Genomic DNA, 25,640 nt, shown 5'->3' with positions numbered 1-25,640 from the left:
CATGATCACCACTGATTTCGCCGCGGGCGCGCCCTGCTGGATCGACCTCGGCGTTCCCGACGTGCCCGCCGCGGCGGCGTTCTACGGCGCCGTGCTCGGCTGGGAGTACGAGTCCATGGGCGAGGGGGAGGACATGGAGGGCGGGATGTTCCGGAAGGACGGGAAGATCGTCGCCGGGCTCGGCAAGCTCACCGAGGAGGGCGCCCGCCCGGCCTGGATGATCTACTACAGCGTCCCCGACGCGGACGCCGTCACCGAGGCCGTCGAGCGCGCCGGGGGCACGGTGCGGGTGGCGCCGCGGGACCTCGACGAGTGGGGACGGATGGCCCAGTACAGCGACCCGCTGGGCGGCCAGTTCGCCGTCTGGCAGCCCGGCACGAGCAAGGGCGTGGAGCTGGTGGACCAGCCTGGTTCGCTGTCGTGGACGGAGCTGTACACGACCGACGCGGCGGCGGCCAAGGACTTCTACGGCGGGGTCTTCGGGTGGTGGTACAGCGACATGGAGCTGCCGGGCGGCGGGGGCACGTACGCCCTGGTGACGCCCGCCGGGCAGCCCGCGGAGCGCATGCACGGCGGCGTGATGGAGCTGCCCGCCGAGCACCTGGCCCTGGCGGGCGGGCGGCCGTACTGGCATCCCGTCTTCGCCGTCACCGACTGCGACGAGGCGGTCGCCGCGGTCACCGGGAACGGCGGCAGCCTGCAGATGGGGCCGGAGGACGCCGAGGGCGTCGGACGGCTGGCCGTCTGCCTCGACCCGGCGGGCGCGGACTTCGTGGTGCTGGCCCCGTCGTCGGACTGACCCGGCGGACCGGCGGACCGGCCGACCGGCGGGCCGGCCGGGGATGCCGGGGATGCCGGTCAGACCCGGTGGCGGTAGGCCCGCATCGCCAGGGGTGCGAAGACGAGGGCGATGCCCGCCGCCCAGATCAGGGACCACATGACCGGCTCGCCGGCGGGGGTGCCGAGCAGCAGCCCGCGGAAGGCGTCCGACAGCTGGGTGACCGGGTTGACGTTCACCCAGGCCTGGAGCCAGCCGGGCATCGTGTCGACCATCACGAACGCGCTGCTCGTGAAAGTGATCGGGAAGATCAGCGTGAAGGCGAAGACCTGCACCTTCTCCGCGTCCCCGGCCAGCATCCCGATCAGTACGGCCGTCCAGGACATGGCCGCGGCGAAGATCAGGAGCAGCAGCAGCCCGCCGAGGAAGCCGGCGACACCGCCGGTGATGTCGAAGCCCAGCACCGTGCCCAGGGCGAGCATCAGGAGCATCGCCCAGAGCTGTTTGGCCAGGTCGGCCGTGATGCGCCCGAGGAGCGGCGCCGAGCGGGCGATGGGCAGGCTGCGGAGGCGGTCGAAGACTCCCTTGGTGAGGTCGGTGTTCAACGCCATGGCCGTGTACATGCTCATGAAGAGCGTGTTCTGGACGATGATCCCGGCGAGTGCGTACTGGAGGTACGCCTCCGGGGATCCGGCCATCTGGCCGCCGAAGACGAAGGTGAACAGGAAGACGAACATGATCGGCGAGATGCTGTAGTCGACGAGCTCCAGCGGATTGTGCTTGACGGAGACCAGGCTGCGCCAGGCGAGCGTCGTGGTCTGCCGCAGGGCCGCCAGGGGCTGTACGCGGCCGCTGCCGCCGAGGGCGCCGGTCACGGGTGTGGAGGCGGTGGTCATGACAGGCTCCCCGCGGTCGCGTACTGCTCGTCGTCGCCTTCGTCGTCGTCCGCCGTGGTCTGCGGCTGCGCCCGGTGGCCGGTCAGGACCATGAACACCTCGTCGAGGGAGGAGCGCCGCAGGGTCAGCTCGGCCACCGCGATGCCGGCCTGGTCCAGCCGGCGGACCACGCTCGGCATGAGCTCCGGGTCCTTGACGGGCACGGTGATCTCGTCCCCCTCGATCTTGGCCAGGGGGCCCGCGGCCTCGGTGAGCAGGGCGTGCGCCGTGGCGAGATCCGTGGCCCGGGCCGGCCGCAGCTGCAGCACCTGGCCGCCGACCTGTGCCTTCAGCCCGTCGGGGGTGCCGTCGGCGATGACCCTGCCCTGGTCGATCACGACGATGTTGTCGGCCAGCCGGTCCGCCTCGTCCAGATACTGCGTGGTCAGCAGCACCGTGACGCCCTCGGCGACGAGAACGCGCAGCATGTCCCACACCTCACCGCGGCTGTGCGGGTCGAGTCCGGTGGTCGGCTCGTCCAGGAAGAGGATCTGCGGCCGCCCCACCAGGCTCGCCGCGAGGTCGAGGCGCCGTCGCATGCCGCCCGAGTACGTCTTGGCGGCCCGCCCCGCCGCCTCCTCCAGCCGGAAGCGGTCGAGCAGCTCGACGGCCCGGGCCCGGGCCGCGCCGCGCGGCATACCGAGCAGCCGCCCGATCATCAGCAGGTTCTCGGTGCCGGTCAGGTTCTCGTCGACGGCGGCGTACTGGCCGGTGAGCCCGATCATCGAACGCACCCGGCCGGCCTGCCGGACGACGTCGTACCCGGCGACCTCCGCGCGGCCCTCGTCCGGCCGGAGGAGGGTGGCGAAGATGCGGACGGCGGTGGTCTTGCCCGCGCCGTTGGGCCCGAGCAGGCCGAGGACGCTGCCGACGGGCACCCGGAGGTCCACTCCGGCCAGTGCGCGGGTCTGCTTGAACCGCTTCGCCAGGCCGTCGGCCCGGATCGCGTACTGCATGGAGATCACCCCGGACGGAAGGTACGTACCGACACTTCCCTCAACTGTGACGCACACCACTGACACTGTCCGTCCGGGCGGCCCGCCCGGACGGCGCCGGACGGCGTCCTCCGAGGCGCCCGAGGCGGCCGACCCGCACGAGCGGCCGCGAACTCACCGACCTGGCAGCGGGCCTGGCCGTCCGGGCGGCGGTCACCGTCGGACCGGTCGGCCTGGTCCGGCAGGGCGTTCGGGAGCCGGCCCCGGCCCGTTGGCCCGGCCCGTTGACCCTGCCCGGGGGCAGGTCGGGGTTCCTCGGCCCCTGGGTCCGGTTCAGCCGGTTGCCTCGCTGACGGTGAACAGGGCCCCGCTCCGGTCGCGCAGGGTGACCCGGCGGTCCGTCGGGGAGGACCGTACGGGGGTCACCGCCCCGCCCCCGTGCCGGGCCGCCCGGTCGACCGTGCCGTCGAGGTCGGCCACGGCGAAATGGACGTGCCAGCGGGGCCGGACCTGCGGGTCGGGGGCGTTCTCCACGGCTCCGGCGTCGATCCGCGCGACGGTCCGGCCGCCCCTGCGCACCACCACGTGGTCGTGCTCGTAGGCCACGTCGCAGCAGCCGGGCCGCTCGCAGGCCCAGTCGAGGACCTCGCCGTAGAACACCGCGGCGGCGAACGCGTCGCGGGTGCGGAGCTCGACCCAGGCCGCGCCGTCGTCCTGCCCGGCGTGCCACTCCTGGACCACCTCGCCCTCCCAGAAGCCGAAGACCGCCCCGGACGGGTCGGCGGCCAGGGCGGCCCTCCCGGTGGCGAAGGCGAGCGGCCCCACCGCCATCGTCGCGCCGCGTTCACGGACGCGGGCGGCGGTCACCTCGGCGTCGTCGACCGCGAAGTACGGCGTCCAGGCGGTCGGCACGGTGAGGTGCGGGGCGAGCGCGCCGACCGAGGCGACGGGCCGGCCGTCCAGCAGGGCGATGCGGAAGTTCTCGCCGAGCCGGGTGGCTCGGAACGTCCAGCCCAGCACCCCGGCGTAGAACTCCTCCGCCTCCGCGAGGCCGGGCGCCGTGAGGTTGACCCAGCAGGGCACACCGAACACGTCACGGCTGTTCGTGGTCATCGCACCGCTCCTCCGATCGCCGCACCGGCATCCGGACCCGCCGCAAGGCGGATGCCCACCCGGCCCACTCCTCACACAAACGGATGAAACGGGCCATCCCCGTCTTCCGGCGCGCACACGCACACTGGACCCGGTGGCCCGCGTCGCGGCTGCGGCCGCGAACCGAGGAGAGGTGTCCTGCCTTGAACGTTCCCGACCCCGCCCCCGATCCCGACCCCGCCCCCGTTCCCGCCCCCGTTCCGATCGTCATCGACTGCGATCCGGGGCACGACGATGCCCTCGCGATCCTCCTGGCCGCCGGCGACCCGGGGGTCGATCTGCTGGCCGTCACGACGGTGGCGGGCAACCAGACCCTGGAGAAGACCACCCTGAACGCCCTGCGGGTGTGCACGGTCGCCGGCATCACCGGGGTACCGGTCGCCGCCGGCTGCGCGGGACCGCTCGTGGAGCCGTTGCGGGTCGCCGAGGACGTGCACGGGGTGTCGGGGCTGGACGGCCCCCGCTTCCCCGAGCCCTCCCTGGCGGCCGAGCCCGAGCACGCGGTGGAGCTGCTGCGGCGGGTCCTGTCCGGGCACCCGGAGCCGGTGACCCTGGTGCCGACGGCGCCCCTGACGAACATCGCGCTGCTGCTGACCCGGTACCCCGAGCTGACGGGCCGGATCAGGGAGATCGTGCTGATGGGCGGCTCCACGGACCGGGGGAACCGGACCCCGGCCGCCGAGTTCAACATCCACACCGATCCGGAGGCCGCGGACATCGTCTTCCGCAGCGGCGTACCGGTGACCATGTGCGGGCTGAACGTCACCCACCAGGCCCTCGCGACGCCCGAGGTCGTCGCCCGCTTCGAAGCCCTGGACACCGGTCTCGGGCGGATCTGCGCCGAGCTGCTGGGCTTCTTCGCGGGCACCTACCGGCAGCTGTGGGGGTTCCCCGCTCCCCCGGTCCACGATCCGGTCGCGGTCGCCCGGGTCATCGACCCCGGGCTGGTCACCTGTGTGGACGCGTACGTGGCCGTGGAACTCCACGGCCGGCACACCCGCGGGGCGACCGTGGTGGACCTGCACGGCACCCTGGGGCGGCCGGCGAACGCCCGCGTCGCCGTCGGGCTGCGGGCCGGACCGTTCTGGGACCGGCTGGTGGCGGCCGTCGCGACCCTGGGCGGCGGGGGCACGGCTCAGGCCGGGCCGCCGGGCACCCACGCCGGGAACGCGGAAAGGGGCACGGACGGGGACGGTACCCCGGGCGGGGCCGGGGACGGTGCCCCGGGCGGCGGGGACGGGGGAAGCCGGTGAGCGGCCACCCGCTCCTCGGCGGCGAGCAGCGCGCCGTGGGCGTGGCGCTGCCCCATCAGGACGCACAGCGTGTACGCGGCGTCCTCCAGCACGGCGCGCAGCGCCGGGTCGTCGGGCGCGGCCAGCGTACGGCGGCGTACGGCCCGCAGGTGCTCCAGGTGGCGGCGCAGCACCTCCGGGGCGGGCAGGACCGTTCCCGCTGCGGGCTGCGACGGGAACTGCGGAATGCGGGCGTGCCCGATCGCGGTGCGCAGCGCCCGTTCGCAGTCCGGGTCCGCCTCGGCGGGGCAGGCGCGCGTGGCGACGACCGTGCGCGCCATGTACCGGAGCGTGACGCCCGCCGCCCGGGCCGCGTCGCCGAGGACGCGCCGGGCGCTCTCCGCGGTGCAGGGCACCAGGGCCATCACCATGCCGGTCGCGGTGGCGAGGGCGGCTCCGCCCGCGGCACCGTCCGGGTCCGTGTCCCCGTCGGTCGCGGTGACGTCGCCTTCGGTGCGGCTGCCGGCCGCCGGGCTCTGAATCATCCGTCCGCTCCTCGGGTCCGGTCCAGGTGAATGCCGCTGTATAGCACCTGCGGACGGGCGGCCGGCGCGCACACGCGGGCGCCGGGGAGCGGATCCCCCGATGGGGGGACTCCGGCCGCGCGGCGCGTTGACCTCGTACGGGCTCCGCGGGGCCGCGGCGCGCGAACGCTCCGCAGCGGCGGGCGGGCCGGTGCGGAGCGTGCGGCTCGGCGGGCGGACGTCAGGTGTTCAGACGGCTGTTGGGTCCGTCCTGTCCGTCGGCGCCGGCGTCGTTGAACCAGTAGTCCCCGGCCGCGAGGTAGCGGAAGGCGTGCGTGGCCTTCGCGGGCAGCGCGACCGTGACGGCCCGCATGCCGTCGGGCCGGGGTTCGAGTACGTGGGTGCCCGGCTGCCAGCCGTTGAAGGTGCCCACCACACTGACAGGGCCGGGCGGGTCTCCGCCCGGCAGCACGAAGGTGACGGCGGTGGTGTTCTTGCGACGCTGTCTTTCCAGCATGAAGTGCTCCTTCTGCGTCGTGGGCGGCCCACTTGCCCCGGAAGTCTCCTGACGGTCCCCCGCGGCTTCCGTCCACGACCCGCCGCAGCACGGCCACGGTCACCCGTCGGGGCTACAAGCTCAGGGCGTCCTCGGCGTTGTCCATCCAGGGGGTCACGGAGTTCTTGGTGGAGGAGACGTGCAGTCCGGGGGTCGACGCCTTGAGCGGCGTCTGCGCCAGGTCGGACTCGGTGTTCATGGTCATCGCGATCGAGTCGACGGTCTTGCCGGTGCCGTCGACGGCGCCGCCCATGAGCCCGGCGTAGGCCGACTTGCCCGGTTCGAGCCTGATCGCGTCCTCGATGCCGGGGGCGGTGCCCCGCTCGGTGGCCTGGCCGTCGAGAGCGCCGAAGGTCACGACGGGGTGCCCGAGCACCCGGCACGCCTTCGTCCCCTTGTTGGTGATCTTCAGGAGGTAGCTGCTGGTCGTGGGCTCCGCCAGGCTCGCGGTGAAGGTCACGTCGAAGGTACTGCACGGGAAGACGTCGAAGTCGGGGTCGGTCGGCGCGCCCGCGCCGGGAGCGGGCTTCGTCGGCTTGGCCGGCTTCGCCGTCGGTGTCGCGGACTTCGCCGGGGCGGCGGAGCCGGACGGGGAGGGACCCGCGGTCGCGCCCGCGCTCGCGGACGGCGTGCCGGTTCCGCCCGCCGCGTCGTCCCCGGTGGGCCCGCAGGCGGTCAGGGCGAGTGCGGACAGGGCGGCGAGGGCGAGGGCGGTTCTGCTGACGGTGCTCATGGTGTTCCCCCAAGTGAGGCGCGACACGCGCGGGGCCGGGCGACCGGGCCGGTGCCGGTGGCCTGGGACCAGGATCCCGCCGAAGCTTCACAGCTTGGTGACGGTCCGTTGCCGAGTCCACCACGGTTCCCGGCGCGCCGCGCCCGCCTCACCTACCCTGCCATTCCAGACAGAGCATCAGAAAGGGAACGTACAATGCCTTCTCGCCTCAACCCGTACATCAGCTTCGACGGGGACGCCCGGCAGGCCATGGAGTTCTACCAGGAGGTCTTCGGCGGCACCCTGTCGCTGAACACGTACGGCGACTTCGGCGGGGAGGAGGCCGGCGACGCCACGGACCGGATCATGCACGGCATGCTGGAGACCACGAGCGGCTTCACGCTCATGGGGGCCGACAACCCTCCGGGGACGCAGCACAATCCCGGCACCAACATCTCGGTGAGCGTCAGCGGGGAGGATGCCGCCGAGCTGCGCGGCTACTGGGACCGGCTCTCCGGCAGCGGGACGGTCTCGGTACCGCTGGAGAAGCAGATGTGGGGCGATGTCTTCGGTATGTGCACGGACCGCTTCGGCATCACCTGGCTCGTCAACATCAACACCTCGGAGGGCTGACCGGGACGCCGGCGACCGTGGAGGGCCACGGCGCCACCGTCCACGGTGGCGCCGTGGCCGTCCCCGTTTCGACACCGCGGCACCCGCGCCGGCGGCCGGAGTCCCGCATGATCGATTCTCCGCACCCCTTCGATCACAGGAGTCCAGCCCCATGTCCGACATCACCGTGCGCGCCGTTCGGTCCGGGGACTTCGCGCAGTGGCGCGCCCTTTACCGCGGCTACGCCGACTTCTACCGGGTGGAACAGACCGAGGAGGCGGCGGCCACGGTGTGGTCGTGGGTCACCGATCCCGCCCACGAGGTGAGCGCCCTGGTGGCCGAGGACACCGCGGGCCGGCTGCTCGGCCTGGCTCACTACCGCCCCTTCGCCCGGCCGCTCTCCGCGACGGTCGGCTGCTTCCTCGACGACCTGTTCGTGGCACCGGAGCACCGCGGCTCGGGCGCGGCCGACCTGCTGCTCGGCGCGCTGCGCGGGCTCGCGGCGGAACGGGGCTGGAGCGTGGTCCGCTGGATCACGGCGGACGACAACCACCGCGCGAGGGCGAAGTACGACCAGGTGGCCACCCGCACGATGTGGGTCACCTACGACATGGCTCCCGGCCGCGGGTGAGAATGGCGGCGACAAGTGCGGTCGGGACAGGCCGCGTCGGCGGAAGGGAACGGATGCCCACGTCCATCGGTCTGCTCGTGATCCACACGACACGGCTGGAGGCGTGCCGCGACTTCTACGCCGGTCTCGGCCTCGACCTCGTACCGGAGCAGCACGGCGACGGACCCGACCACTACGCCGCGACCTTCGCCGACGGCGGGGTCCTGGAGCTGTACCCGGCGACGCGCCGCCCGGAGACCGGCTACCTGCGCCTCGGCCTGACGGCGCCGCCGCACGGCGCGGGAGGACGGCCGCCCGGCCGGCACACCCTGACCGACCCGGACGGCCGCACGGGCGTCCTGACCGTCCCGGAGCCGTGCGGCGATTCGCTGCCCGCGGGATGACGCGCCTCGCGGTCAGCGGCGGCGACGGCACGTCAGCGCGGTCACCCACGTATGGTTCGGCGCGCCGGCCGCGCCGGCCGGCTGAGAGCGGATCAGGCGGTGGCGAGGGAGATCTCGGTCGACTTGATCAGCGCCACGACGGGCGAGCCGGCGGCCAGGCCCAGCGCCTCGACGGCGTCGGCGGTGACGGCCGCGGTCAGACCGCCGCCGTTCACGTCCACGCGGACCGCGGCCATGGCCGGGCCGGCGGCCACGTCGACGACCGTCCCGGCGAGCTGGTTGCGGATGGAGATGTTCTCGACCGTACCGGTGGCGAGGGCCACCTCGGTGGCCTTGACCAGCGCCGTGACCGCGGAACCGGCGGCGATGCCGAGGTCCTTGACGGCGTCGGCGGTGATGGCCGCGGTGATGTCCTGGCCCCCGTCCAGACGGACCTTGACCGCCGCCATGGCCTCGCCGACGGTGACGGCACCGACGGTGCCCGCGAGCTGGTTGCGGATGCTGAGACTCATGAAGCTTCGACCTCTTGTGTGAACGGTGAACACGGTGCTCGGTCCGGACGGACCCGGGCGTGATCGACAGTAGGGTCGTTCGTCCGGGTTCGCTCCGGACCCCTCTCATCCGCCAACCGGAACCACCCTCCTGGCTGGCCCCTGCCGCGTCGCGCGTCGCGGGCCCCACCGCGGCCGGCCCGGTGCTTCACTGGGGACCATGCCCTTCGCCCGCTACGGGGTCCTGTCCGGGACCCTGCACCAGCACTTCCGGGACACCCCCGACACGGAAGGCGCGTGGTTCCACGTCAACCTCCGGGTCGACGCGCCGGACGGACGCCACAAGTGCGCGGTCGACATGGACAGTCACGACTCGGCGACGGGGGTGCAGTGGAAGGTGTTCACGGTGGACGCCGCCGCACTCGGTCCGGTGGCCGCACTGGCGCCGGGGTTCCACCAGCTCGCCCGCACGGCCGGGTCCGGCGCCCTCGACTACATCCGGCATCCGGCGCTGCGGGGCGGCCCGGCCTGGCCCTCGTGGCTGCCCGACCGGCTGCGGGGGCTGCTCGGCCGGCTGCTGAGGACCTCCCGGCCGTGGACGTCGGGAACCAATCTCGACGCCGCACTCGCCTTCGAGCCGATGCTCGTCGTCGGACGGCCGGTCCTGGTCTTCGGCGAACCCTTCAACGCGGGCCTCGGCGTGCACAACATCCACCAGAACCAGGGCGACCCCTTCGGCAGCCAGTGGTGGCCCGAGAACGGCATCTGGCAGGACGGGGCCACCCTGACCCGCCGCCCCGACGGCAAGTACGACGTGTTCCTGAACAAGTTCTCCACCCAGAAGGACCACACGGACGCCGACGGGCACCCGGTGTAGGCCGCCTCCCTGTCCTGCACCGCAGTGCCGCTGCCGTGTCCTGGCGTCGGCCCCGGCCCCGGCCCCGGCCCCCAAGCTCCCGCCCCGTCACCCGGAGGACGTTCCATGGCCTCGGCACCGCAGAAGATCACCACGTTCCTGATGTTCGAGGGCAGGGCGGAGGAGGCGCTGACCTTCTACACCTCCCTGTTCGAGGACTCCGAGGTCATCGACATCACCCGCTACGGCGCCGACGGCCCCGGCAAGGAGGGGACCGTGCTCCGCGCCACGTTCGCGCTCGCCGGACAGCGGTTCATGTGCATCGACAGCTACGTCACGCACGAGTTCGGCTTCACCCCGTCGGTCTCGCTCTTCGTGGAGTGCGCCTCCTGCGAGGAGCTCGACCGCCTCTACGCGGCCCTCGCCGAGCAGGGCAAGGAGCTGATGCCCGTGGGCTCGTACGGCTTCAGCGCCCGCTTCGGCTGGGTGAACGACCGCTTCGGCGTGTCCTGGCAGCTGAACCTCCAGGACCTGCCGGCCTGAACCTCCTCAGACCGCGGCAGGGATGAGAGCGACCGCCGGCGCCGCCGCCGCGAGGACACCGGCGGCGAGCCGCGTGACGCGCCCCGGCCCGGAGGCGAACCGTTCCGCCATGACGATCCCGGTGAGCAGCGCCATCCAGGCGAGCATGGCGGCGCCCCCGCCGGCCACGGCCATCACCGCCATCAGCGCCCAGCACGACCGCAGGCAGGCGCCGCCGTGGCGCAGCCCGAAGCGGACGGCGCCCGTCGCGGCGCGCGGGCCGCTCAGCGGCAGCGGGGAGGAGCGGTGGCAGTCGCGCAGGGCGCGCCGCTTGTGGACCGTCAGCTGCCAGGCGGCGGCGAGCGCGAGCGCGCCGGCCGCCACGGCGTGGCCGGGCGGCCGGGACCACAGCGGGGCCGCCGCGAGGAGCAGTGCGCCGTAGCCGGTCCACACCGTGAGGTAGACCGCGGCGAAGCCGGCCATCGCGCGCCGGCGGTGCCGGCGCAGGCTGTTGTCGCCCACGTGGGCGAGGGCCGGGAGCGCTGCGGGCAGCATCATCGCCACGCACATCAGCGTCCACATCGCGAGGCTCCCGAAGCCGGCGGTGCCGGGGCCGGGTGCGCCGGGGGGCGGGTGCGCCGGGGGCATGTGGTGGTGGGCCACCTCGCCGGCGGGGGCGGTCGCCGGAGCCGCCGGGTGGAGGCCGTGCACCGCCCCGGTCACGGTCAGCGCGATCACGGCGCTCCAGGCGGCGACGGCCGCCAGCTCGTACCCGAGGGTGACGCGCGGCCGCGGCCACCGCGACGCGGGCGCCGTCCGCGTCCGCCCCGCGTCCTCCAGGGCCATCAGGAGTAGCTGAGGCTGACGCGCCCGATCTCGACCGGCGGGTCCTCGTCCGCCACTCCCTCCCTGCTCTCCGCGGCCGCCGGTCCGAGGGGGAGGAACGTCACACGCAGCCGGGCTTCGTCCCAGGCGTTTTCGGCCTGGAGCCGGCGCACGAGCGGGGTGATCTCGACGCTGACCCGCAGGCCGTGGGGGTGCTCGTCGCCCCGGGGGTCCTGGGCCCGCTCGATGCCGAAGAAGGACAGGTTGCCGACCCGGTGTCCCTCCGCCCGCTCCCGGGAGGCTCCCTCGGGGAGGTTGACGTAGATGCCGTAGACCGTGTCGGGGTTCGTCTCGCCCTCGATGTCCTCGACGCTCAGGAAGACGTGCCGGTCGGTCTCGGGTTCGTCGACGCCGAGCGCCTCGCCCAGCGGCAGGGTGGTCCGCCGGTCGATCGGTACGGCGACGCTCGCGGCACGGCCGACGAGGCGCAGGGGCTCCTCGGAGGAGCCCGCCATCTCCCGTCGGCCGGGCGGGGTCGGCCCCGGGGCACTCGGACCGCTCGTCGACTCGGGCACGGGGGGCCTCCTCACGGACGGCGGCAGCGGAACCGGAGGGGAGATCGGCACGGGCTCCTCGTACGTGTAGCCCAGCCGGTCGGAGGTGTCCAGGATGTCCGAGGCCGCGAGGCTCTGCCGGCGCCCGTCCGCGTCGAAGAAGCTGTACTCCTGACTGATCCAGCGCGGGTCGTCCGGGTTGTCGTGCCCGGCCCGGCTCGCCCATACGGACCACAGGCGGTCGATGTTGGCGTGGTGGAGCCAGAAGACCGGATCGAGCGCGGCCGTGGTCGTCCTGCCCATCCAGCGGCCGATGTAGCTGTGCACGACGTTGTGGGGCGTGTCCTCCAGAGCGCCCTTGCGGTTCCAGAAGGTGCTGCCGTTCGGCGTGATGCCCCCGCCGAACTCGGTCTCGCCGACGAACAGGGTGCGCCCCATCGCGTAGGCCGGGGAGGTGATCTCGACGGGCAGGGGTTCGCCCTCGTTGACGAGGTTCGCCCGGTCGGCGAACAGCGGGTTGGAGCCGCCCTCCTCGTCGCGGAAGGCCGGGGGGATCCGGGCCTGTTCCCGGTCGGCGTCGTAGTCCCAGAACGGCAGGGCCCAGTCGGCCGGGCCGCCGAGCTGCACGACCGTCGCGCGGACGATCCGCTCGAAGTACCAGAGGTACATGCGGTGCCAGGCGAGGAAGTACCAGGAGCCGTGCTTGCAGCCGTTCCACAGCGGCATGGCGGGCGTCGTGCTCGTCCCGTGGAGGGCCGCCTGGTAGGTCCAGCCGGTGGGATCGTCGGGTTCGCGCTTCTTCATCTCGGCGACGGCCGCCGCGTAGTGGGCGAGTGTCAGGTCGCCGGGCGGGAGGGTCCATACGTTCCTGCGTACGTGCGCCACCTGCTGAGGGCTGCCCATCATGTCCGCCTTCCGTCGGAAAACCGGGAGGAAACGTATCGAAAGCACATGCCGTGATCGAACCGGCGCGCGGGCGGCAGACCCATTGGGGGCACCCCTCGAACCCCGGCGGCCCGCGCCGGAACGGCCCGGCTCCCCCGCGCCCCACCGGTCCGGCGCCACCGGTTCGGGACCGGCGGGAACCCCGGACCCGGCGCATCCGACTACTGGCACGTGGGAGGCGCAGCCGAGCCGTCCCGCGAGACCGAGGACGATCGAGGGGCGTGGGATGGGCGGACTGGACGTGCGCATGCGGGGGGTCGTCTGCCGGCACGGCCGGGTGGAGGCCGTCGCCGGCGTGGACCTGGAGATCGCCGCCGGCCAGCGCGTGGCGCTGACCGGGACCAACGGCTCGGGGAAGTCCACCCTGCTGCGCGCCGTCCTCGGCCTGCACCCCCGGACGGCGGGCTCGATCCTGGTCGGTGGCCGGGAGGGCCGCTCGCCCGCCGAGTGGGCGTGGCGGCGCCGGGCCTGTGCGTGGATCCCGCAGAAGCCGGCCGCCGGGCGCTTCCCGCTGCTCGGCACCGAACTGCTGGCCGGCAGCAACGCTCCGGCGGAGGCGGCCGAGGCGGCGGACCGGCTCGGGGTGGGCGCGCTGACCGGCCGGCCCCTGCACACCCTCTCCGGCGGCCAGCTGCAGCGCATGTACCTGGCCCGGGCGATCGGATGCGTGGCCGCGGGCGCCGAACTGCTCCTGGCGGACGAGCCGACCGCCGCCCTCGACTTCGACGGACAGGCGGAGGCGGCCGACGTGCTCACCGCACTGCCGGTGACCCTGATCGTGGTGACGCACGACCGGGCCCTGGCGGACCGATGCGACCGCGTACTGGAGATGGCCGCGGGCCGGCTGCGGGAGGTCCGGTGACGACCCTGGCCACCGCGGACCTCGGTGAACTCCTCCAGCTGTTACCGGTGCAACGGGCCGGAGCGGCCCTGCTGCTGGCCGCCGTCGGACTGCCCGTCATCGGTGTCGTCATCGTCGGGCTCGACATCATGCCGGTCCGGTTCGCGATGATGCACGTGGCCCTGCTGGGCATCGCGGTGGGCCTGCTCACGGGGCTCGACCCGATGCTGTGCGCGCTGGTCGCCTGCGCGCTGGCCGGTGCGGGCGTGGCCCCGCTCGCCCGCACGCCCGACGGCCTCTCGGGGGCGATGGGGCTGCTGATGAGTCTGGCCATCGCGGCGGCCCTGCTGGTGCTGGCCGTGTCGGGGGTCAACGCCTCCGGCGCCTTCGCCCTGCTGTGGGGGTCGATCCTGTCCGTCGGCACGCCCGACCTCGTCGTCCTCGGCGTCCTGGCCGTCGCCGTGCCCGGCCTGTTCTGGTGGCGGCGGCGCGAGATCGGCCTGCTCCTGTACGACCGCGAGCTCGCCCTGTGCTCCGGCGTCCCGGTGCGGGTGCTGACGGCCGCGCTCCTGGTCCTGGTCGCCGTCGCGGTCGCCGGGGCCATCAAACTCACCGGCGCGCTGCTCGTCGACGCGCTGACCCTGCTGCCCGCGCTCGCCGCGCGCCGCCTGGGCAGCTCACTGAAGTCGATCACCCTGTGGGCGGTCGGCATCGGCGTCACGGTGAACCTGACGGGGTTCCTCCTGGCCCTGTGGCTGGACTGGCCGCCCGGCCCGGTCCTCGTCCTGACCGCGGGGGCGGTGGTCCTCGCGGTGCATTCCCTACCCGAACGGAGAATCAGCTCATGGCGCGCACCCGCGTCCGTATCCCTGCCGTCCTCGCACTGAGCGCGGCCCTCTTCCTGACCGCCGGCTGCGGGAACGACCCCTCGTCCGCATCCGGCGGGGACAAGGGGCAGCCGCGCACCGGCAAGCCGTCCGTGGTGGTCACGACCACCTGGGAGGGCGCCCTCGCGAAGGCCGCCGGCGCGGAGGACATCAAGGTCATCGTGCCGCAGTCCGTCCACCACGCGCCCGACTACGACCCCAGGCCCTCGGACCTCGCCGCCGTGGCCAAGGCCGACTTCGTGCTGTACGCGCCCTTCGAGCCGTACGCCGCGAAGATCAAGGAGGCCGCGGGGTCCGGGGCGCAGCTCGTCGAGGTGGAGCTCGACAACGATCCCGACAAGCTGTCCGCCGAAGTCGGCCGGCTGGCGGGGCTGTTCGGCACGGCGGACGCCGCGGCGCAGTGGAAGACCGGCTTCGACGCCGAGTACACGAAGCTGAACAAGGAGCTCCAGGCCGGCTGGCCGGGAGGCCGCAGTCCGTCCGTCGTGACCCAGGTCTTCACCGCGTGGTCGGCGAAGCTCGCGGGCGCCACCACGGTGGGCACGTACGGGCCGGAGGCGGTGACTCCGGCGCAGCTCGCCGAACTCGCCGCGAAGAAGCCGTCGCTGGTGCTGGACAACGCCCACATGTCCACCGGAGCGGTCCTGCCGGACTCGGGCGCCAAGCAGGTGAAGATCGTCAACTACCCCGGGGACGACCTCGATCTGCTGCCGGTCTACCGCAACGCGGCGGCGGAGCTGAAGAAGGCCATGGGCTCTTCCTGAACCCGGAGCCCCGGCGGCGGCCGTCACCTGGCAGGGTGGGCGGCCGCCTGCTGCTCCTCCAGGCGTGGGTGGTCACCGGCGACGGCGACGGCGACGGCGACGGCGACGTGGAGATGCAGATCCGGCTGGCGGCGGTCGACGCCTGACGCGCCCCGGGAGGTGTTCCGTCACAACCCGGGTACGAGGAGGGCGGCGTCGAACTCGCCCCGGGTGAGGTCCTCCTCGCGGATCAGCCAGACGAGGGCTCCGCGCCGGCGGCCGGCCGGTGCGGGGTCGTCGGGGTGGCCCGGCATTGCCTCGGCGGGCTCGTGGTGGAACTGCGCCAGCGGCATCCATTCCAGGGCTCGGGCGATGTCCCGCGCGGTCGCCGCGGCCGGGTCCGTCACCGCTGGGCTTCCGGCCGGTCCGGCCGCCGCCCGGTACTCGGCCACGCCGGAGACCGCGGCGTAGCCGCCCACGCGGTGCTCGAAGCGGTGCCCGTACTCGGCGAGTTCGTCGAGGAAGGACTGTCCGTACACCGGGTGGTCGTAGAGGTCCTGCGGTGTGTGGAGGCCGAAGGTCTCGCGCACCCGGGGGTGGTCGGGGAACGGCGCCGTGCACCCGGGCCGGGCGATCAGGCGCACGGCGGGGAACACCGCCGCGCCGGGCGGTGCCGGGCGGACAGCGCCCGGCACTCCGGCGGGGATGTGCAGGACCCGGCCCTCGGCCGGCGGGGCGGACGCGAAGAACGCGAGCACGCCGTCGGCGGGCAGCGGAAGGTCCGTTGAACCGGCCGGGAGGGCCGCGCCGCCCGGGTCGGACAACGGCCCGTCCTATAGGAGAGCACTGCTCTCGGTCAGCCGCCTGCGGAGGGCCGCGCGGTCGGGCTTGCCGGCGGCGGTCAGGGGCAGTTCCGCGACGACGAGCAGCCGCTCGGGATGCTTGCGCCGCTCCAGGCCGCGCCCCGTCAGGTGTTCGCCGAGGGAAGCGAGAGTGGGGGCCTGTGGTCCCCGGGCCACGACGCAGGCCGCGAGCCGCTCCCCCATCAGCGGGTCGGGGACGCCGACGCAGGCCACGTCCCGCACCTGGGGGTGCGCGGTGAGCTCGCGCTCCACCTCGGCCGGACTGATGTTGGCGCCGCCCCGGATGACGATGTCCTTGAGCCGGCCGACGACGTGCAGGACGCTCTCGGCGTCGAGGTAGCCGAGGTCACCGGTGCGGACCCAGCCGTCGGGCGTACGGTAGCGGGCGTCCAGCTCGGGCGCGCCGACGTAGCACAGGGGGGTCATCGGGCCGCGGGAGATGATCTCCCCGACGGCGCCGTCGGGGAGCTGCTCGTGCGTCTCGGGGTCGGCGATGCGGATCTCCGCGACCCGGGGGTCGGGGTGTCCGGCGACGACACCGGAACCGTCGGTGGGTGGCACCGAACTGCCCAGTCCCGTATGGCAGTTGACGCCGTCTGCGGAGCCGTAGAGGTTGACGACGGGGCAGCCGAAGGCCTGCGCCGCGGCGGCCGCCGTGGTCTCGTCGAGGGGCGCCCCGCCGAGGACGAGGGCGGTGGGCGGCGGCAGTTCCGCGCCGCTGCCGTCGAGGCGTTCGAGCATCATGCGGACCATGGTGGGCACACCGAGGACGTGCGTCGGCCGGTGCTCGCGCACCGCTGCCAGCGCGCCGTCCGCGGTGAAGTGGTCGAGCAGGACCAGGGTGCCGCCGTGCCGGGCGAGGGTGACCGCGGTGCCGTTGGAGCCGAAGGCGGAGGCCAGCGGGACGAGGAAGAGACAGCGCGGCGGGGTCCCGTCGGGGATGAGCGAGGCCAGGAAGTTGCCTCGTCCGCCGGCCAGCGCGTTGTGCGAGTAGGCGATCATCTTGGGCTCGGCCTCGGAGCCGGAGGAGACGAGGATGCGGGCGGCGCTGTCGGGGTCGGGCCGGGCGGGGACGAACCCGCCGGGGTCACCGCGCAGCAGCTGCGCCAGCGGAATCGTTCCGTCGGGGAGGGTGCCCGGCCGCCCCGCGGCGATGACGTGGCGCAGGCGCGGGAGGGACCCGGAGAGTGTGTGCAGGTCGGCCGCGTGCCGGAACGCCCGGTGTTCGGTCGCGGCGATGACGGCGACGGCCTCGGCGCGGCGCAGCAGGCACTCGGCCTCCAGGACGCCCCGGCCGACGGGGAAGGGGAGGGAGACCGCACCGAGGGCGGCCAGCGCCAGATCGGCGATGACGGAGGCCCGGCCGTCGGGCAGTTGGACGCCGACGACGTCGCCCGGGCCGATCCCGAGGTCCCGCAGGCCGGTGGCCAGAGCGCGCACCTTGCGGTCGAGGGCGGTGTAGCAGAGCTTGCCCTTGGCGTCGATGACGGCGGTACGGTGCAGGTCGGCGATCTGGCGGGCGCGGAAGAGGCTGTAGAGGTCGAGGTCGGGGCAGGTGCCGTCGACCACCCAGGCGCGGCGGAGTTCGGCGGGCAGCAGGTCGCGCAGTTCGAGCCTGTCGGCGGTCATGCGAAGCTCCAGGGGTCGGGGACTGCGGGGGCGCCGTGCGCGTCGCGGCTGATCGAACCGGCGAAGCGCGGGTCGTGGTGCAGGTCGGACAGGTCGGTGGTGACGGCGGTGGCCGTCAGGCCGTGCTCGCGCAGCCGGGCCAGGGCCTCCGCCGTGGGCAGGCCGCGCAGGTCGTGGCCGGCGGCGGTGCGGGCGTCGTCGTCGGCGGGTGCGATCCAGCCGTCGGCGGTGGCCAGCGGGTGGCGGAATCCGGCGGGCCGGCGGGGGTTCTCGCCGCGGGCCGCCCGGCGCAGGGCGGGGCCGGTCAGCGTGTCGGCCGCGCCGAGCAGCGAGGAGTCGACCCGCACGCCGCGGCCCGTGCGTTCGCGCAGCAGCAGCCCGGCGAGGACGGCCTCGGCGCCCAGAAGTCCGCCCATGACGTCGAGGAGGGTCATCAGCGAGGGCGCGGGGCTCTCGCCCTCGGGGCGGGCGGCCTCGCCGACCCCGGTACGGGCCTGGACCATGAAGTCGGTGCCCATCGGGGCGTCGTGGAGGCGGCCGGCCCAGCCGCTGGTGTACGCGTGGACGAGCGTGGGATTGACGCGGGCGAGGTCGTCGGCGTCGAGGCCGAGGGCGGCGGCCTTGCCCGGCGCCCAGTTGTGCAGGAAGACGTCGGCGTGCGCCGCCATGTCCCGCAGCCGCCCGCGGTCAGCCTCCGCCTTGATGTCGATCTCGACGGCCCGCTTGCCGCGGTTGAGGGCGAGCCAGCGGGCGGAGATCCCGGAACAGGCGGGGGGCATGCCGCGCAAGGGGTCGCCGCCCGGCGGTTCGATGCGGATCACGTCGGCGCCGAGCAGCCCGAGCAGGTGCGCGGCGAGCGGCGCCTGGATGCGGCGGCCGGCCTCCAGCACGGTCAGCCCGGCCAGAGGTCCGGCGGCCGGTACTGCGGAGACCGCCCGCCCGCCGGACCCGTGGCGGGGCCCCGGCAGCGGAGTCGGCGCCGGCGCCGGCCCGTCGGCGGCGGCATCGGCGCCGTGGACCGACGGGGTCAGGGACCAGGGGGCGGCGCCGTCGTGTTCCGCGGCCCGGTCGGCGAGGAGGCGCAGCGCGCACACTTCGGCACCGGAGAGGTCCGCGGCCCGGCGGATCCGGTCCCAGCCGTGGGATCGCGCGGTGGCGTGGAGGGCGGCCGGCAGGGGCGCGCAGGCGGTGGCGTAGCGGAACTGGAAGGGCCGCCAGCCGGTCCGCAGTGCGTCCGCGGGTGCCTCCAGCGCCTTCCAGAAGGCGGCCCAGGCTCCCGGGTCGAGGGTTTCCAGTTCGAAGAGGATCCCGTCGGCGGAGGTGAACGGCGGTCCGCCGGCGGCGATTTCCGCCGCCTCGCCCTCGTCGGCGCCGGCGGCCGCGAGGTACTGGGACACGGCGAGGAGCCCGGCCCGGTCGGCGCTGGTGGTGACGGGGGCGGCGGCCGCGCCGCGGGCCTGGCCCACGAGGTTCGCCAGGAGCCCCTGCACCGTGAGGACGGCGGTGGCGGTGGCGGCGTAGTCGACGGCCAGGCCGCGGGGGCTGCCGTCCCGCCGTCCGTGCACGGACATGATGCCGGTGGCGGCCTGCACGGTGGCCTCGTCGGCGAGCCCGCTCGCGGGATCGGCCCAGGTGGCGGTCGCGTGCGCCGGTGCGAAGCCGCCGCCGGTGAGCGTGGTGCCGCAGGCGGGCGCGTCCCAGTGGCCGCGGCGGTCCGTCCGTGCGCCGAGCAGGCGCAGGTGATCGGTGACGACGCCCGTGATACGGGGCGGCCCCGAGACGTCGAAGCGCAGTGTGTCGAGCGGCCGGACCGTCTGCGTGGTGGCTGGTGACGCCATGCCTCTCCTCTCCTGGCGCGGCGGTGGCCGCAGCCCGGGTCTTGCGGAATGCGGGAACCCGGGAGCGTCCGCGCCCGACCAGTTCCACGAACAGACAGTCGGTCGGCCGTTCGTGCGAGTTCCCGCGAGTTCGCGGAGGCTCCCGAAACTTTCCGGAAGTCCGCGCGAGTCCCGGAAGTTCCCGGGAAAGAGGAGGCGAGCAGTGAAAGATCCCCGCACGAACAGGGCCGATGCCGAAGCCGGTGCCGTGGGCCGCGCCTTGGCCGACGCCGTGGGCGGTGCCGGTGCCGGTGCCTTGGCCGACGCCGGAACCGGGGCCGCCGGGGGCGGGGGCGCGGGGGGCGCGGGCGCGGGGGGCGCGGGGCGGGAGCCGGAGGCGGTGGCGCTGCGGGAGCGGGTCGGCCGGTTCGTCCGGGAGCGGGTGTTTCCCCGGGAGTCCGTGCTGGACGGAGGCGGGCCCGCGGCCGCCGAGGTGCTGGCCGCGCTGCGTGCCGAGGCGCGGGCCGAGGGACTCTGGGCCCTGCCGCTCCCCGCCGAACTGGGCGGCGGCGGGCTCTCCTTCGAAGCCTACGCCGAGCTGGCCGAGGCCGAGGGGGCCAGTGACCACGGTCCGGCCGCGCTGGGGTCGGCCCCGCTGCTCGACGTGACGATGCTGGCGCGGTACGGGCGGTCCGGCGTCCGCGAGGCGTACCTGAAGCGGCTGGTCGCCGGGGAGATCCGTACCTGTTACGCCATGACCGAGCCCGGGGTGCCCGGCACCGACCCGTTCCGGACCGCGACCCGCGCCGAACGGCACCCCGACGGCGGCTGGCTGGTCACCGGCCGCAAATGGTTCACCTCGGGTGCGGCGGGTGCCGATCTGGTGACCGTGATGGCCCGCACCTCCGGCGCGGACGGGGACCGCGAGGGGCTGTCCCTGCTGCTCGTGCCCACCTGCGCGGCCGGCTTCCGCGTGGTGCGTGAACTCCCCGTGCTGGGCGCCACGGGCCAGTACGAGATCGCCCTCGACGGGGTACGGATCCCCGCCGACCACCTCCTCGGCGAGCCCGGCGGGGCCCTGGCCATCGCCGGGGAACGGCTCGCGCTCGGCCGTACGCTGCGCTGCCTGCGGTGGCTCGGCCAGGCGCAGCGGGCCTTCGACCTGATGTGCGGGCGGGCCGCGACCCACGGCGGCTCGCGCGGCCCGCTCGCCGAGCAACAGCTGGTGCAGGCACACGTCTTCGACGCCCTGCTCGCGCTGCGCACCACCCGCCCCCTGGTCCGGGAGGCGGTGGCGCTCGTCGCCGCCGGACGGGACGCGCGTACGGAGGTCGGGCTCGCCAAGGTCGCCGCGGCGCGCATGCTCCAGCAGGTCGCGGACTGCGCGATCCAGGTCCACGGCGCCGCCGGCCTCGGCCCGGACACCCCGCTCCCGGCCCTCTTCCGCACCGGCCGCGCCGCCCGCATCCTCGACGGCCCGGACGAGCTCCACATCACCGCGGTGGCCCGCCGCGTGCTGCGCGCCTACGGCCCGGCCGGGCAGGGCGTCAGTTCTTGACGGGCTCCGTGCAGAGCTGCTGCGCGAGCGCGACATCGGCCACACAGAAGGGACGCTCCCCTTCCGTTTTCCGGTCGGACACGGAGCTGTGATCCTGCCGCCCCGTCAGCTCCGCACCCCCGGATTCCGGCCGGCCGGACCCGCAGGCACCCCCTATATACGGGTGATGTCGACGAGGCCGTGGAGGGCGGTGAGGGCGAGGGCCAGGAAGAAGTCGCCCCAGACGAGTTCGTGGCGGACGGCCAGGCCCTTCGCCGCGTCGTAGCAGCCGTCCAGCAGCATGCCGGGCGGGCGGGGGCCGCCCTCGGCGGTGAGGTGGTCGCGGGTGAGGTGGTCGAGGACCTCCGCGGCGCGGAGCGCGTACTGCTCCGCGCGGGGGCCGGGCGTGCGGGCCAGTTTCAGCAGGGCCACCGCCGTGATCGCGGCGGCCGAGGTGTCGGAAGGGCCGTCCGGGCAGGCGGTGTCGGCGGGCGGGACCGGAGGGCCGGTCAGCACCCCGCCGCGCGTGGTCAGCAGGGTGGCCGCCTCGGAGAGGCGGGCGAACTCCCCCGCGCTGAGCTCCGGTCGGAGCATCGCGTCGGCGACCGCCAGGAGCAGCCAGGCCCGCCCGCGGCTCCAGCCGGGCGGCGGGTCCTCGCAGGGCCGCCAGCCGCCGGTGGCTGCATCGTGGATCAGGGCGGGCCGGAACCACGCGTCGCCGGTCCCGTCGAGACAGAGGTCCAGGTGCCGGTGGAGATGGGCGGCCGCCGCGGCCGCCCCGCCGGGCCCGGCGGCCGCCAGGAGCGGCACCGTGCCGGGTACGGCGTCCACCCGGGCCAGCAGGCGGGGGCCGCCCAGGGCGTCGCCCCAGGGCAGGATCCCGAGCTCCGGGTCCCAGGCCGACAGGCAGGCCCGGGCCGCCCGGGCCCGGAGGGCCGCGGCTGCGGCGTCGTCACCGGCCGCGGCGCTCCCGTACCAGAGGATGAGCCCGCGCGTGGCGGTGTCGGCCGCGGTCCACGGTGCGAGCCGGGCCGTGCACGCGGAGGCGGCCCGCCGGTCGTGCTCGGCTCCGGTGTACCGGGCCCGGAACCAGAGCAGTCCGGCCCAGAATCCGCCGGTCCACGAGCCGCGGCCGGTCGTGGTCCACCGCCCGTCGGCGGGGTCGGCGTACAGCGGGAAGCGCGGGCCCACCTCGGCCGCGGTCACCGCCACCCGCGCCATCACCGCGGCCAGCGCCCGCCCCGTCGGCCCGCTCACGCCGCCCTCGCCACACACCCCGCTCACGCCGCCCGCTCCGTGCCTCGCCGCCGGTCGCATACCGCCCAGAGGAACGCGACGGCGGCGGCCGCCGCGAACTCCGCCGCCACCAGCAGCCACCCCGGCCCGTACCGTCCGCTCTGCGCGAGCAGGCCGAACAGCACCGGCCCCAGGGCGAATCCGGCGAAGAACCCGGCCGCGACCAGCGCGGAGTCCTGGCCGGCCCGGCCGGGGGCGGCCCGCTGGAGGACCAGCACCATCGAGACGGCGTTGCCGGACACGGCGAACACCCCGACGGCGACCGCGCCGACCCACACCAGCGGTCCCGCCACGAGGGCGGCGCCCAGCAGGGCGGCCGCGCCCAGCGCACCGCACGCGAGCCAGCCGGGGAGCCATTCGGCACGCCCCGGACGGGCCGCCTTGGACCAGCCCACCCGGCCGGCGATCCCGGCCACCCCCAGTACGGCGACCAGCGCGCCCGCGGCCGTAGGCCCCATGCCGAGGCGCTGCGCGCCGAAGAGGGCGAGGTAGGTGTTGACGGAGGCGATTCCCGCGCCGAGGAACAGCGAGAAGGCGGCCAGCCAGGCCACCATCCCGCGCGGGACGAGTTCCGTACGGGGGCCGGCCGGCGGAGCCGGAGGGTCCGCCGGGAGCACCCGCAGCGCCCACAGGCCGGTGAGCAGGGCCGCCGCGGCGGCCGTCCACACCGCGCCCCGCCAGCCGATCCCGCCCGCGAGGGCCGCCAGTGGCGCTCCGGCCGCGAAGGCTCCGAGCTGGACGCCGGACTGCTTCAGGCCCGTGACGGCGCCCCGCCGCGCGGGCGGAACGGCCCGCAGCACGGCCTTGTTGGTGGCCGGGTTGGCGAGCGCCTGCGGTACGCCGCCCAGTGCGACGGCGGCCAGCAGCAGGCCGGCGCCGGGGGCGGCGCCGATCAGGGCGAGCGCCGCGGCGGAGAGCAGCAGCAGGGCGGCCAGCGAGCGCCGGGGCCCGATCCGGTCGACGATCCGGCCCCCGGCCGGGGACAGCGCGGCGGCCGTCCCGAATCCGATCGTGGTGGTCAGCCCCAACAGGGCGGGTGAGAGGCCCAGTTCGGTCACGAGCCGCGGACCGAGCGCCCCGAGCAGGAACAGTTGCAGCATCGAGAACGCCATGGCGCCGGTGAGGAGCACCGTCAGCCCCCGGCCCGCACCGCCGTCCTTCTTCTCCGTCGGCGATGCCGTCGCCGTTCCCTCCGACGCCACGAAGTCTCCCTTCCCGGGACGTTGAACCGCTCGATGGACCGGGTAAGCAGTCGGGTGGAACGGCGGGCAGGTTCCCGCGTTCCGCTGTGCCCTGCACCACATGAGGTATGCGGCCCTGCTGTGACATGGTGGGTCCGCGGAATCTTGTCCGGAAGTGCGTACCCCGGTGTGCGGCTCGGGAGGCCGGTGCGAGGATGAGCCCCGCCATGGAGCCGGTCCGCTGTTTACGCGCCCTACGGGCTGCGATGTTCGCAGCCCTCTGTGTGCTGCTCGCGGCGACCGGACACATGCTCATGTCGGGTGCGGCGGTGCCCTGGTGGGCGCTGTCCTTCGGGTTCGCGGCGACCGCGGGGACGGCCTGGTCCCTCGCCGGCCGTGAGCGCGGGGTCCTCGCCGTCACGGTGACCGCCGTCGCCGTCCAGACGGTGCTCCACTCGGGGTTCTCCCTGGCGCAGTCCCTGGTGCCGCCTGCCGGGCCGGCCGTGACGGCGCTGTCGGCGTCGCCGGCCGGAACGGCGGGAGCGGAAGCCGCCGGCCACACGCATCACGCCCTGCACGCGACGGCGGCGGCCGTGTCCGCCCCGGCCGCCGTGCACATGGCCGGCGGCGGGCACCTGGCGGGCGCCGGGCACGAGGCCTCGGCCATGCCTGTGCTGTTGATGTCACCGGCCGGGATGGTGGTCGCCCACCTGCTGGCGGCCGTGCTGTGCGGACTGTGGCTCGCCCACGGCGAGCGCGGCCTCTTCCGGGTGGTGCGCGCCGTGGCCGCCCGACTGCGGGCGCCGCTGCGCCTGCTGCTCCACGCCGTCGCGCCGGCGCACCGACCGCGCCCGCGAGTGCGCCGGCGGCGCCGGACACGCGCGCCGCGCCAGCTGTTCCTCGTCCACGCCATCACCACCCGGGGTCCGCCGAGGCCGGCCGCTGTCCTCTGACAGCTGGTCACCCGAGCCGCATCCGCGTACGCGACTGCTCCTGCGCACACCTCGCGCACCTCGCGACCTCGCGCACCTCGCGCACCTCGCGCACCTCGCGCACCTCGCATGCCTCACGTGCACCTGATGCGTCCCCGACGTACCGCGTGCACCGCATGTGTCCCGTGGATGCCGTGCCTCGGGCCCTCGGCCGTGCCCTCGGGCAGGCCGTGCCCTCACCGGCCCCGCCCTTCGCGCGGCGCCGGACTCCCCTTGCACATAAGGACCTTCGGCGATGACTCCTGCCCTGACGACCCCCCAGTCCTGTACCACCGGCGAGCGTCCCGCCCGGCACACCGAGGCCTCCGACGCGGCGGTGACCCGGCTGGCGCTCGCCGCCCGCGACGGCGACCGCGCGAAGACGGACCGCTTCGTGCGCGCCCTCCACCGCGACGTCTGGCGCTACGTCGCCTACCTGAGCGCCGACACCCAGGCCGCCGACGACCTCACCCAGGACGTGTTCCTGCGGGCGCTCGCGAGCCTCCACCGGTTCGAGGGCCGCTCCTCCGCACGTACCTGGCTGCTGTCCATAGCGCGGCGCACCGTCGTGGACAGCCTGCGCCACGCCGCCGCCCGGCCCAGACTGTCGGACCGCTGCGACTGGCAGACGGCCGCCGAGCAGGCCCAGCCGTACGACGTACCGGGCTTCGAGGACGGCATCGCGCTGGCGGAGCTGCTGGCCGCGATCCCGGCCGAACGGCGGGAGGCCTTCGTCCTCACGCAGTTGCTCGGCCTCCCCTACGCGGAGGCGGCCGAGGCCGTCGGATGCCCGATCGGCACGGTCCGCTCCCGCGTGGCCCGGGCCCGGACCTCCCTCGTCGCGCTGCTGACCGACACCCCCACGGCCGCGCCGGCGCCACAGGCCCCGGCCGCGCGGGGCGAGCGCGCCCCGCGGCGCACGCGCGAGGCGGTACTCACGGCTTCGCCCGCCTGATCCGGTACGGTCCGCGCCCGCCTGAGCCGGGACGGTCCGGTGGCGCGGGCCGTCGCGGGCCCGCAGTGCGCGCCCCGTGAACCGTTTGGCGGAGATTTGGGGAAACGATGGCGGCCCTCGCCAGGATGGACACGTCCGCATCACCCACTGATGTGAAGGAGATTCCCATGAAGAAGATCCAGGTCCGCAAGGCCGGTCCGGTCCGCCTCACCTCCTCGGCGTGCCAGGTCTACACCAACCCCAACTGATCCTGGCTCAGTTGAGCCCCGGCATCTGA

Annotated in this window: 27 protein-coding genes; 13 read left to right on the top strand and 14 right to left on the bottom strand. The window is 74.8% G+C overall.

Annotation, left to right across the window (positions count from 1 at the left end):
• Position 1: 1 nt before the first annotated feature.
• Complete coding sequence (locus NRK68_RS29630) at positions 2 to 799, top strand: VOC family protein (RefSeq protein ID WP_257857250.1); 798 nt, start codon at positions 2 to 4, stop codon at positions 797 to 799.
• Between the two features lie 59 nt (positions 800 to 858).
• Here the strand turns inward: NRK68_RS29630 and NRK68_RS29625 are convergent, their stop codons facing one another.
• From NRK68_RS29625 to NRK68_RS29615, 3 genes are all read right to left on the bottom strand, one after another.
• Entirely contained in the window at positions 859 to 1,674 is an 816-nt protein-coding gene (locus tag NRK68_RS29625) for an ABC transporter permease (RefSeq protein ID WP_257857249.1), read from the bottom strand.
• On the bottom strand, positions 1,671 to 2,669 hold the full coding sequence (locus tag NRK68_RS29620; protein ID WP_257857955.1) for an ATP-binding cassette domain-containing protein: 999 nt from the start codon (positions 2,667 to 2,669) through the stop codon (positions 1,671 to 1,673). The genes NRK68_RS29625 and NRK68_RS29620 overlap by 4 nt, the downstream gene beginning before the upstream one ends.
• Before the next feature lie 312 nt (positions 2,670 to 2,981).
• Positions 2,982 to 3,761, bottom strand: coding sequence for a VOC family protein (locus NRK68_RS29615; RefSeq protein ID WP_183064079.1), 780 nt, complete (start codon positions 3,759 to 3,761; stop codon positions 2,982 to 2,984).
• Between the two features lie 182 nt (positions 3,762 to 3,943).
• Between NRK68_RS29615 and NRK68_RS29610 the strand changes: the two genes are divergently transcribed.
• Positions 3,944 to 5,053, top strand: a complete 1,110-nt coding sequence (locus NRK68_RS29610) for a nucleoside hydrolase (protein WP_257857248.1) — start codon at positions 3,944 to 3,946, stop codon at positions 5,051 to 5,053.
• On the opposite strand, the gene NRK68_RS29605 is transcribed toward NRK68_RS29610, so the two are convergent.
• The 3 genes from NRK68_RS29605 to NRK68_RS29595 all read right to left on the bottom strand — a co-directional run bounded on the left by NRK68_RS29605 (position 4,936) and on the right by NRK68_RS29595 (position 6,845).
• Positions 4,936 to 5,577: a DUF5133 domain-containing protein gene (locus NRK68_RS29605; RefSeq protein WP_257857247.1), complete on the bottom strand. Its 642-nt coding sequence runs from the start codon at positions 5,575 to 5,577 to the stop codon at positions 4,936 to 4,938. The genes NRK68_RS29610 and NRK68_RS29605 overlap by 118 nt on opposite strands.
• A gap of 220 nt (positions 5,578 to 5,797) precedes the next feature.
• Positions 5,798 to 6,073: an early set domain-containing protein gene (locus tag NRK68_RS29600; RefSeq protein WP_183064076.1), complete on the bottom strand. Its 276-nt coding sequence runs from the start codon at positions 6,071 to 6,073 to the stop codon at positions 5,798 to 5,800.
• Positions 6,074 to 6,185: 112 nt separating this feature from the next.
• On the bottom strand, positions 6,186 to 6,845 hold the full coding sequence (locus tag NRK68_RS29595; RefSeq protein ID WP_257857246.1) for a DUF4232 domain-containing protein: 660 nt from the start codon (positions 6,843 to 6,845) through the stop codon (positions 6,186 to 6,188).
• A gap of 195 nt (positions 6,846 to 7,040) precedes the next feature.
• Between NRK68_RS29595 and NRK68_RS29590 the strand changes: the two genes are divergently transcribed.
• The 3 genes from NRK68_RS29590 to NRK68_RS29580 all read left to right on the top strand — a co-directional run bounded on the left by NRK68_RS29590 (position 7,041) and on the right by NRK68_RS29580 (position 8,450).
• The gene (locus tag NRK68_RS29590; RefSeq protein ID WP_183064073.1) at positions 7,041 to 7,457 is read left to right on the top strand and encodes a VOC family protein; all 417 of its coding nucleotides are present in this window, start codon (positions 7,041 to 7,043) and stop codon (positions 7,455 to 7,457) included.
• Between the two features lie 151 nt (positions 7,458 to 7,608).
• Positions 7,609 to 8,067: a GNAT family N-acetyltransferase gene (locus tag NRK68_RS29585; RefSeq protein ID WP_183064072.1), complete on the top strand. Its 459-nt coding sequence runs from the start codon at positions 7,609 to 7,611 to the stop codon at positions 8,065 to 8,067.
• Between the two features lie 53 nt (positions 8,068 to 8,120).
• Entirely contained in the window at positions 8,121 to 8,450 is a 330-nt protein-coding gene (locus NRK68_RS29580; protein ID WP_183064071.1) for a VOC family protein, read from the top strand.
• A gap of 92 nt (positions 8,451 to 8,542) precedes the next feature.
• Here the strand turns inward: NRK68_RS29580 and NRK68_RS29575 are convergent, their stop codons facing one another.
• Positions 8,543 to 8,962, bottom strand: a complete 420-nt coding sequence (locus NRK68_RS29575; protein WP_257857245.1) for a TOBE domain-containing protein — start codon at positions 8,960 to 8,962, stop codon at positions 8,543 to 8,545.
• Between the two features lie 199 nt (positions 8,963 to 9,161).
• Between NRK68_RS29575 and NRK68_RS29570 the strand changes: the two genes are divergently transcribed.
• Positions 9,162 to 9,818: a DUF2278 family protein gene (locus NRK68_RS29570; RefSeq protein ID WP_183064069.1), complete on the top strand. Its 657-nt coding sequence runs from the start codon at positions 9,162 to 9,164 to the stop codon at positions 9,816 to 9,818.
• A gap of 105 nt (positions 9,819 to 9,923) precedes the next feature.
• On the top strand, positions 9,924 to 10,340 hold the full coding sequence (locus NRK68_RS29565; protein WP_257857244.1) for a VOC family protein: 417 nt from the start codon (positions 9,924 to 9,926) through the stop codon (positions 10,338 to 10,340).
• Between the two features lie 6 nt (positions 10,341 to 10,346).
• Here NRK68_RS29565 and NRK68_RS29560 read toward each other — a convergent pair whose 3' ends face one another.
• On the bottom strand, positions 10,347 to 11,165 hold the full coding sequence (locus NRK68_RS29560) for a DUF2182 domain-containing protein (RefSeq protein ID WP_183064065.1): 819 nt from the start codon (positions 11,163 to 11,165) through the stop codon (positions 10,347 to 10,349).
• Entirely contained in the window at positions 11,165 to 12,604 is a 1,440-nt protein-coding gene (locus tag NRK68_RS29555) for a tyrosinase family protein (protein ID WP_257857243.1), read from the bottom strand. Before NRK68_RS29555 ends, NRK68_RS29560 begins: the two co-directional genes overlap by 1 nt.
• A 265-nt stretch (positions 12,605 to 12,869) precedes the next feature.
• Between NRK68_RS29555 and NRK68_RS29550 the strand changes: the two genes are divergently transcribed.
• Genes NRK68_RS29550 through NRK68_RS29540 form a run of 3 tightly spaced genes read left to right on the top strand, consistent with a single transcriptional unit; the run spans position 12,870 to position 15,135 of the window.
• Entirely contained in the window at positions 12,870 to 13,505 is a 636-nt protein-coding gene (locus NRK68_RS29550) for an ABC transporter ATP-binding protein (protein WP_183064062.1), read from the top strand.
• Positions 13,502 to 14,371 (top strand): metal ABC transporter permease, encoded by an 870-nt coding sequence (locus NRK68_RS29545; protein ID WP_183064061.1) that lies wholly within the window; start codon positions 13,502 to 13,504, stop codon positions 14,369 to 14,371. Before NRK68_RS29550 ends, NRK68_RS29545 begins: the two co-directional genes overlap by 4 nt.
• Positions 14,329 to 15,135 carry a metal ABC transporter substrate-binding protein gene (locus tag NRK68_RS29540; RefSeq protein WP_257857242.1) on the top strand — a complete coding sequence of 269 codons (807 nt, stop codon included), beginning with the start codon at positions 14,329 to 14,331 and terminating at the stop codon, positions 15,133 to 15,135. The genes NRK68_RS29545 and NRK68_RS29540 overlap by 43 nt, the downstream gene beginning before the upstream one ends.
• 167 nt (positions 15,136 to 15,302) lie before the next feature.
• Here the strand turns inward: NRK68_RS29540 and NRK68_RS29535 are convergent, their stop codons facing one another.
• From NRK68_RS29535 to NRK68_RS29525, 3 genes are read right to left on the bottom strand one after another with little or no spacing between them, the layout of a single operon-like run.
• Positions 15,303 to 15,938, bottom strand: coding sequence for a hypothetical protein (locus NRK68_RS29535; RefSeq protein WP_257857241.1), 636 nt, complete (start codon positions 15,936 to 15,938; stop codon positions 15,303 to 15,305).
• Between the two features lie 9 nt (positions 15,939 to 15,947).
• Positions 15,948 to 17,606 (bottom strand): AMP-binding protein, encoded by a 1,659-nt coding sequence (locus tag NRK68_RS29530; protein WP_257857240.1) that lies wholly within the window; start codon positions 17,604 to 17,606, stop codon positions 15,948 to 15,950.
• Complete coding sequence (locus NRK68_RS29525) at positions 17,603 to 19,444, bottom strand: CoA transferase (protein WP_257857239.1); 1,842 nt, start codon at positions 19,442 to 19,444, stop codon at positions 17,603 to 17,605. The genes NRK68_RS29530 and NRK68_RS29525 overlap by 4 nt, the downstream gene beginning before the upstream one ends.
• 379 nt (positions 19,445 to 19,823) lie before the next feature.
• On the opposite strand from NRK68_RS29525, the gene NRK68_RS29520 reads away from it, so the two are divergent.
• Positions 19,824 to 20,981 carry an acyl-CoA dehydrogenase family protein gene (locus NRK68_RS29520; protein WP_257857954.1) on the top strand — a complete coding sequence of 386 codons (1,158 nt, stop codon included), beginning with the start codon at positions 19,824 to 19,826 and terminating at the stop codon, positions 20,979 to 20,981.
• Positions 20,982 to 21,134: 153 nt separating this feature from the next.
• On the opposite strand, the gene NRK68_RS29515 is transcribed toward NRK68_RS29520, so the two are convergent.
• Together NRK68_RS29515 and NRK68_RS29510 are read right to left on the bottom strand one after the other, a co-directional pair.
• Entirely contained in the window at positions 21,135 to 22,244 is a 1,110-nt protein-coding gene (locus tag NRK68_RS29515; protein ID WP_257857238.1) for a sugar ABC transporter permease, read from the bottom strand.
• On the bottom strand, positions 22,241 to 23,458 hold the full coding sequence (locus NRK68_RS29510) for an MFS transporter (protein WP_257857237.1): 1,218 nt from the start codon (positions 23,456 to 23,458) through the stop codon (positions 22,241 to 22,243). Before NRK68_RS29510 ends, NRK68_RS29515 begins: the two co-directional genes overlap by 4 nt.
• A 245-nt stretch (positions 23,459 to 23,703) precedes the next feature.
• Here NRK68_RS29510 and NRK68_RS29505 point away from each other — a divergent pair, with 245 nt between their 5' ends.
• Positions 23,704 to 24,390, top strand: a complete 687-nt coding sequence (locus NRK68_RS29505; protein WP_257857236.1) for a hypothetical protein — start codon at positions 23,704 to 23,706, stop codon at positions 24,388 to 24,390.
• Positions 24,391 to 24,664: 274 nt separating this feature from the next.
• Positions 24,665 to 25,363, top strand: coding sequence for a sigma-70 family RNA polymerase sigma factor (locus NRK68_RS29500; RefSeq protein WP_257857235.1), 699 nt, complete (start codon positions 24,665 to 24,667; stop codon positions 25,361 to 25,363).
• The last annotated feature ends 277 nt before the right edge of the window (positions 25,364 to 25,640 follow it).

The sequence above is a fragment of the Streptomyces yangpuensis genome, assembly GCF_024666385.1.
Classification (GTDB): Bacteria; Actinomycetota; Actinomycetes; order Streptomycetales; family Streptomycetaceae; genus Streptomyces; species Streptomyces yangpuensis.
The sequence above is the reverse complement of the archived record's forward strand: the minus strand, read 5'-3'. Positions and strand labels throughout refer to the sequence as shown.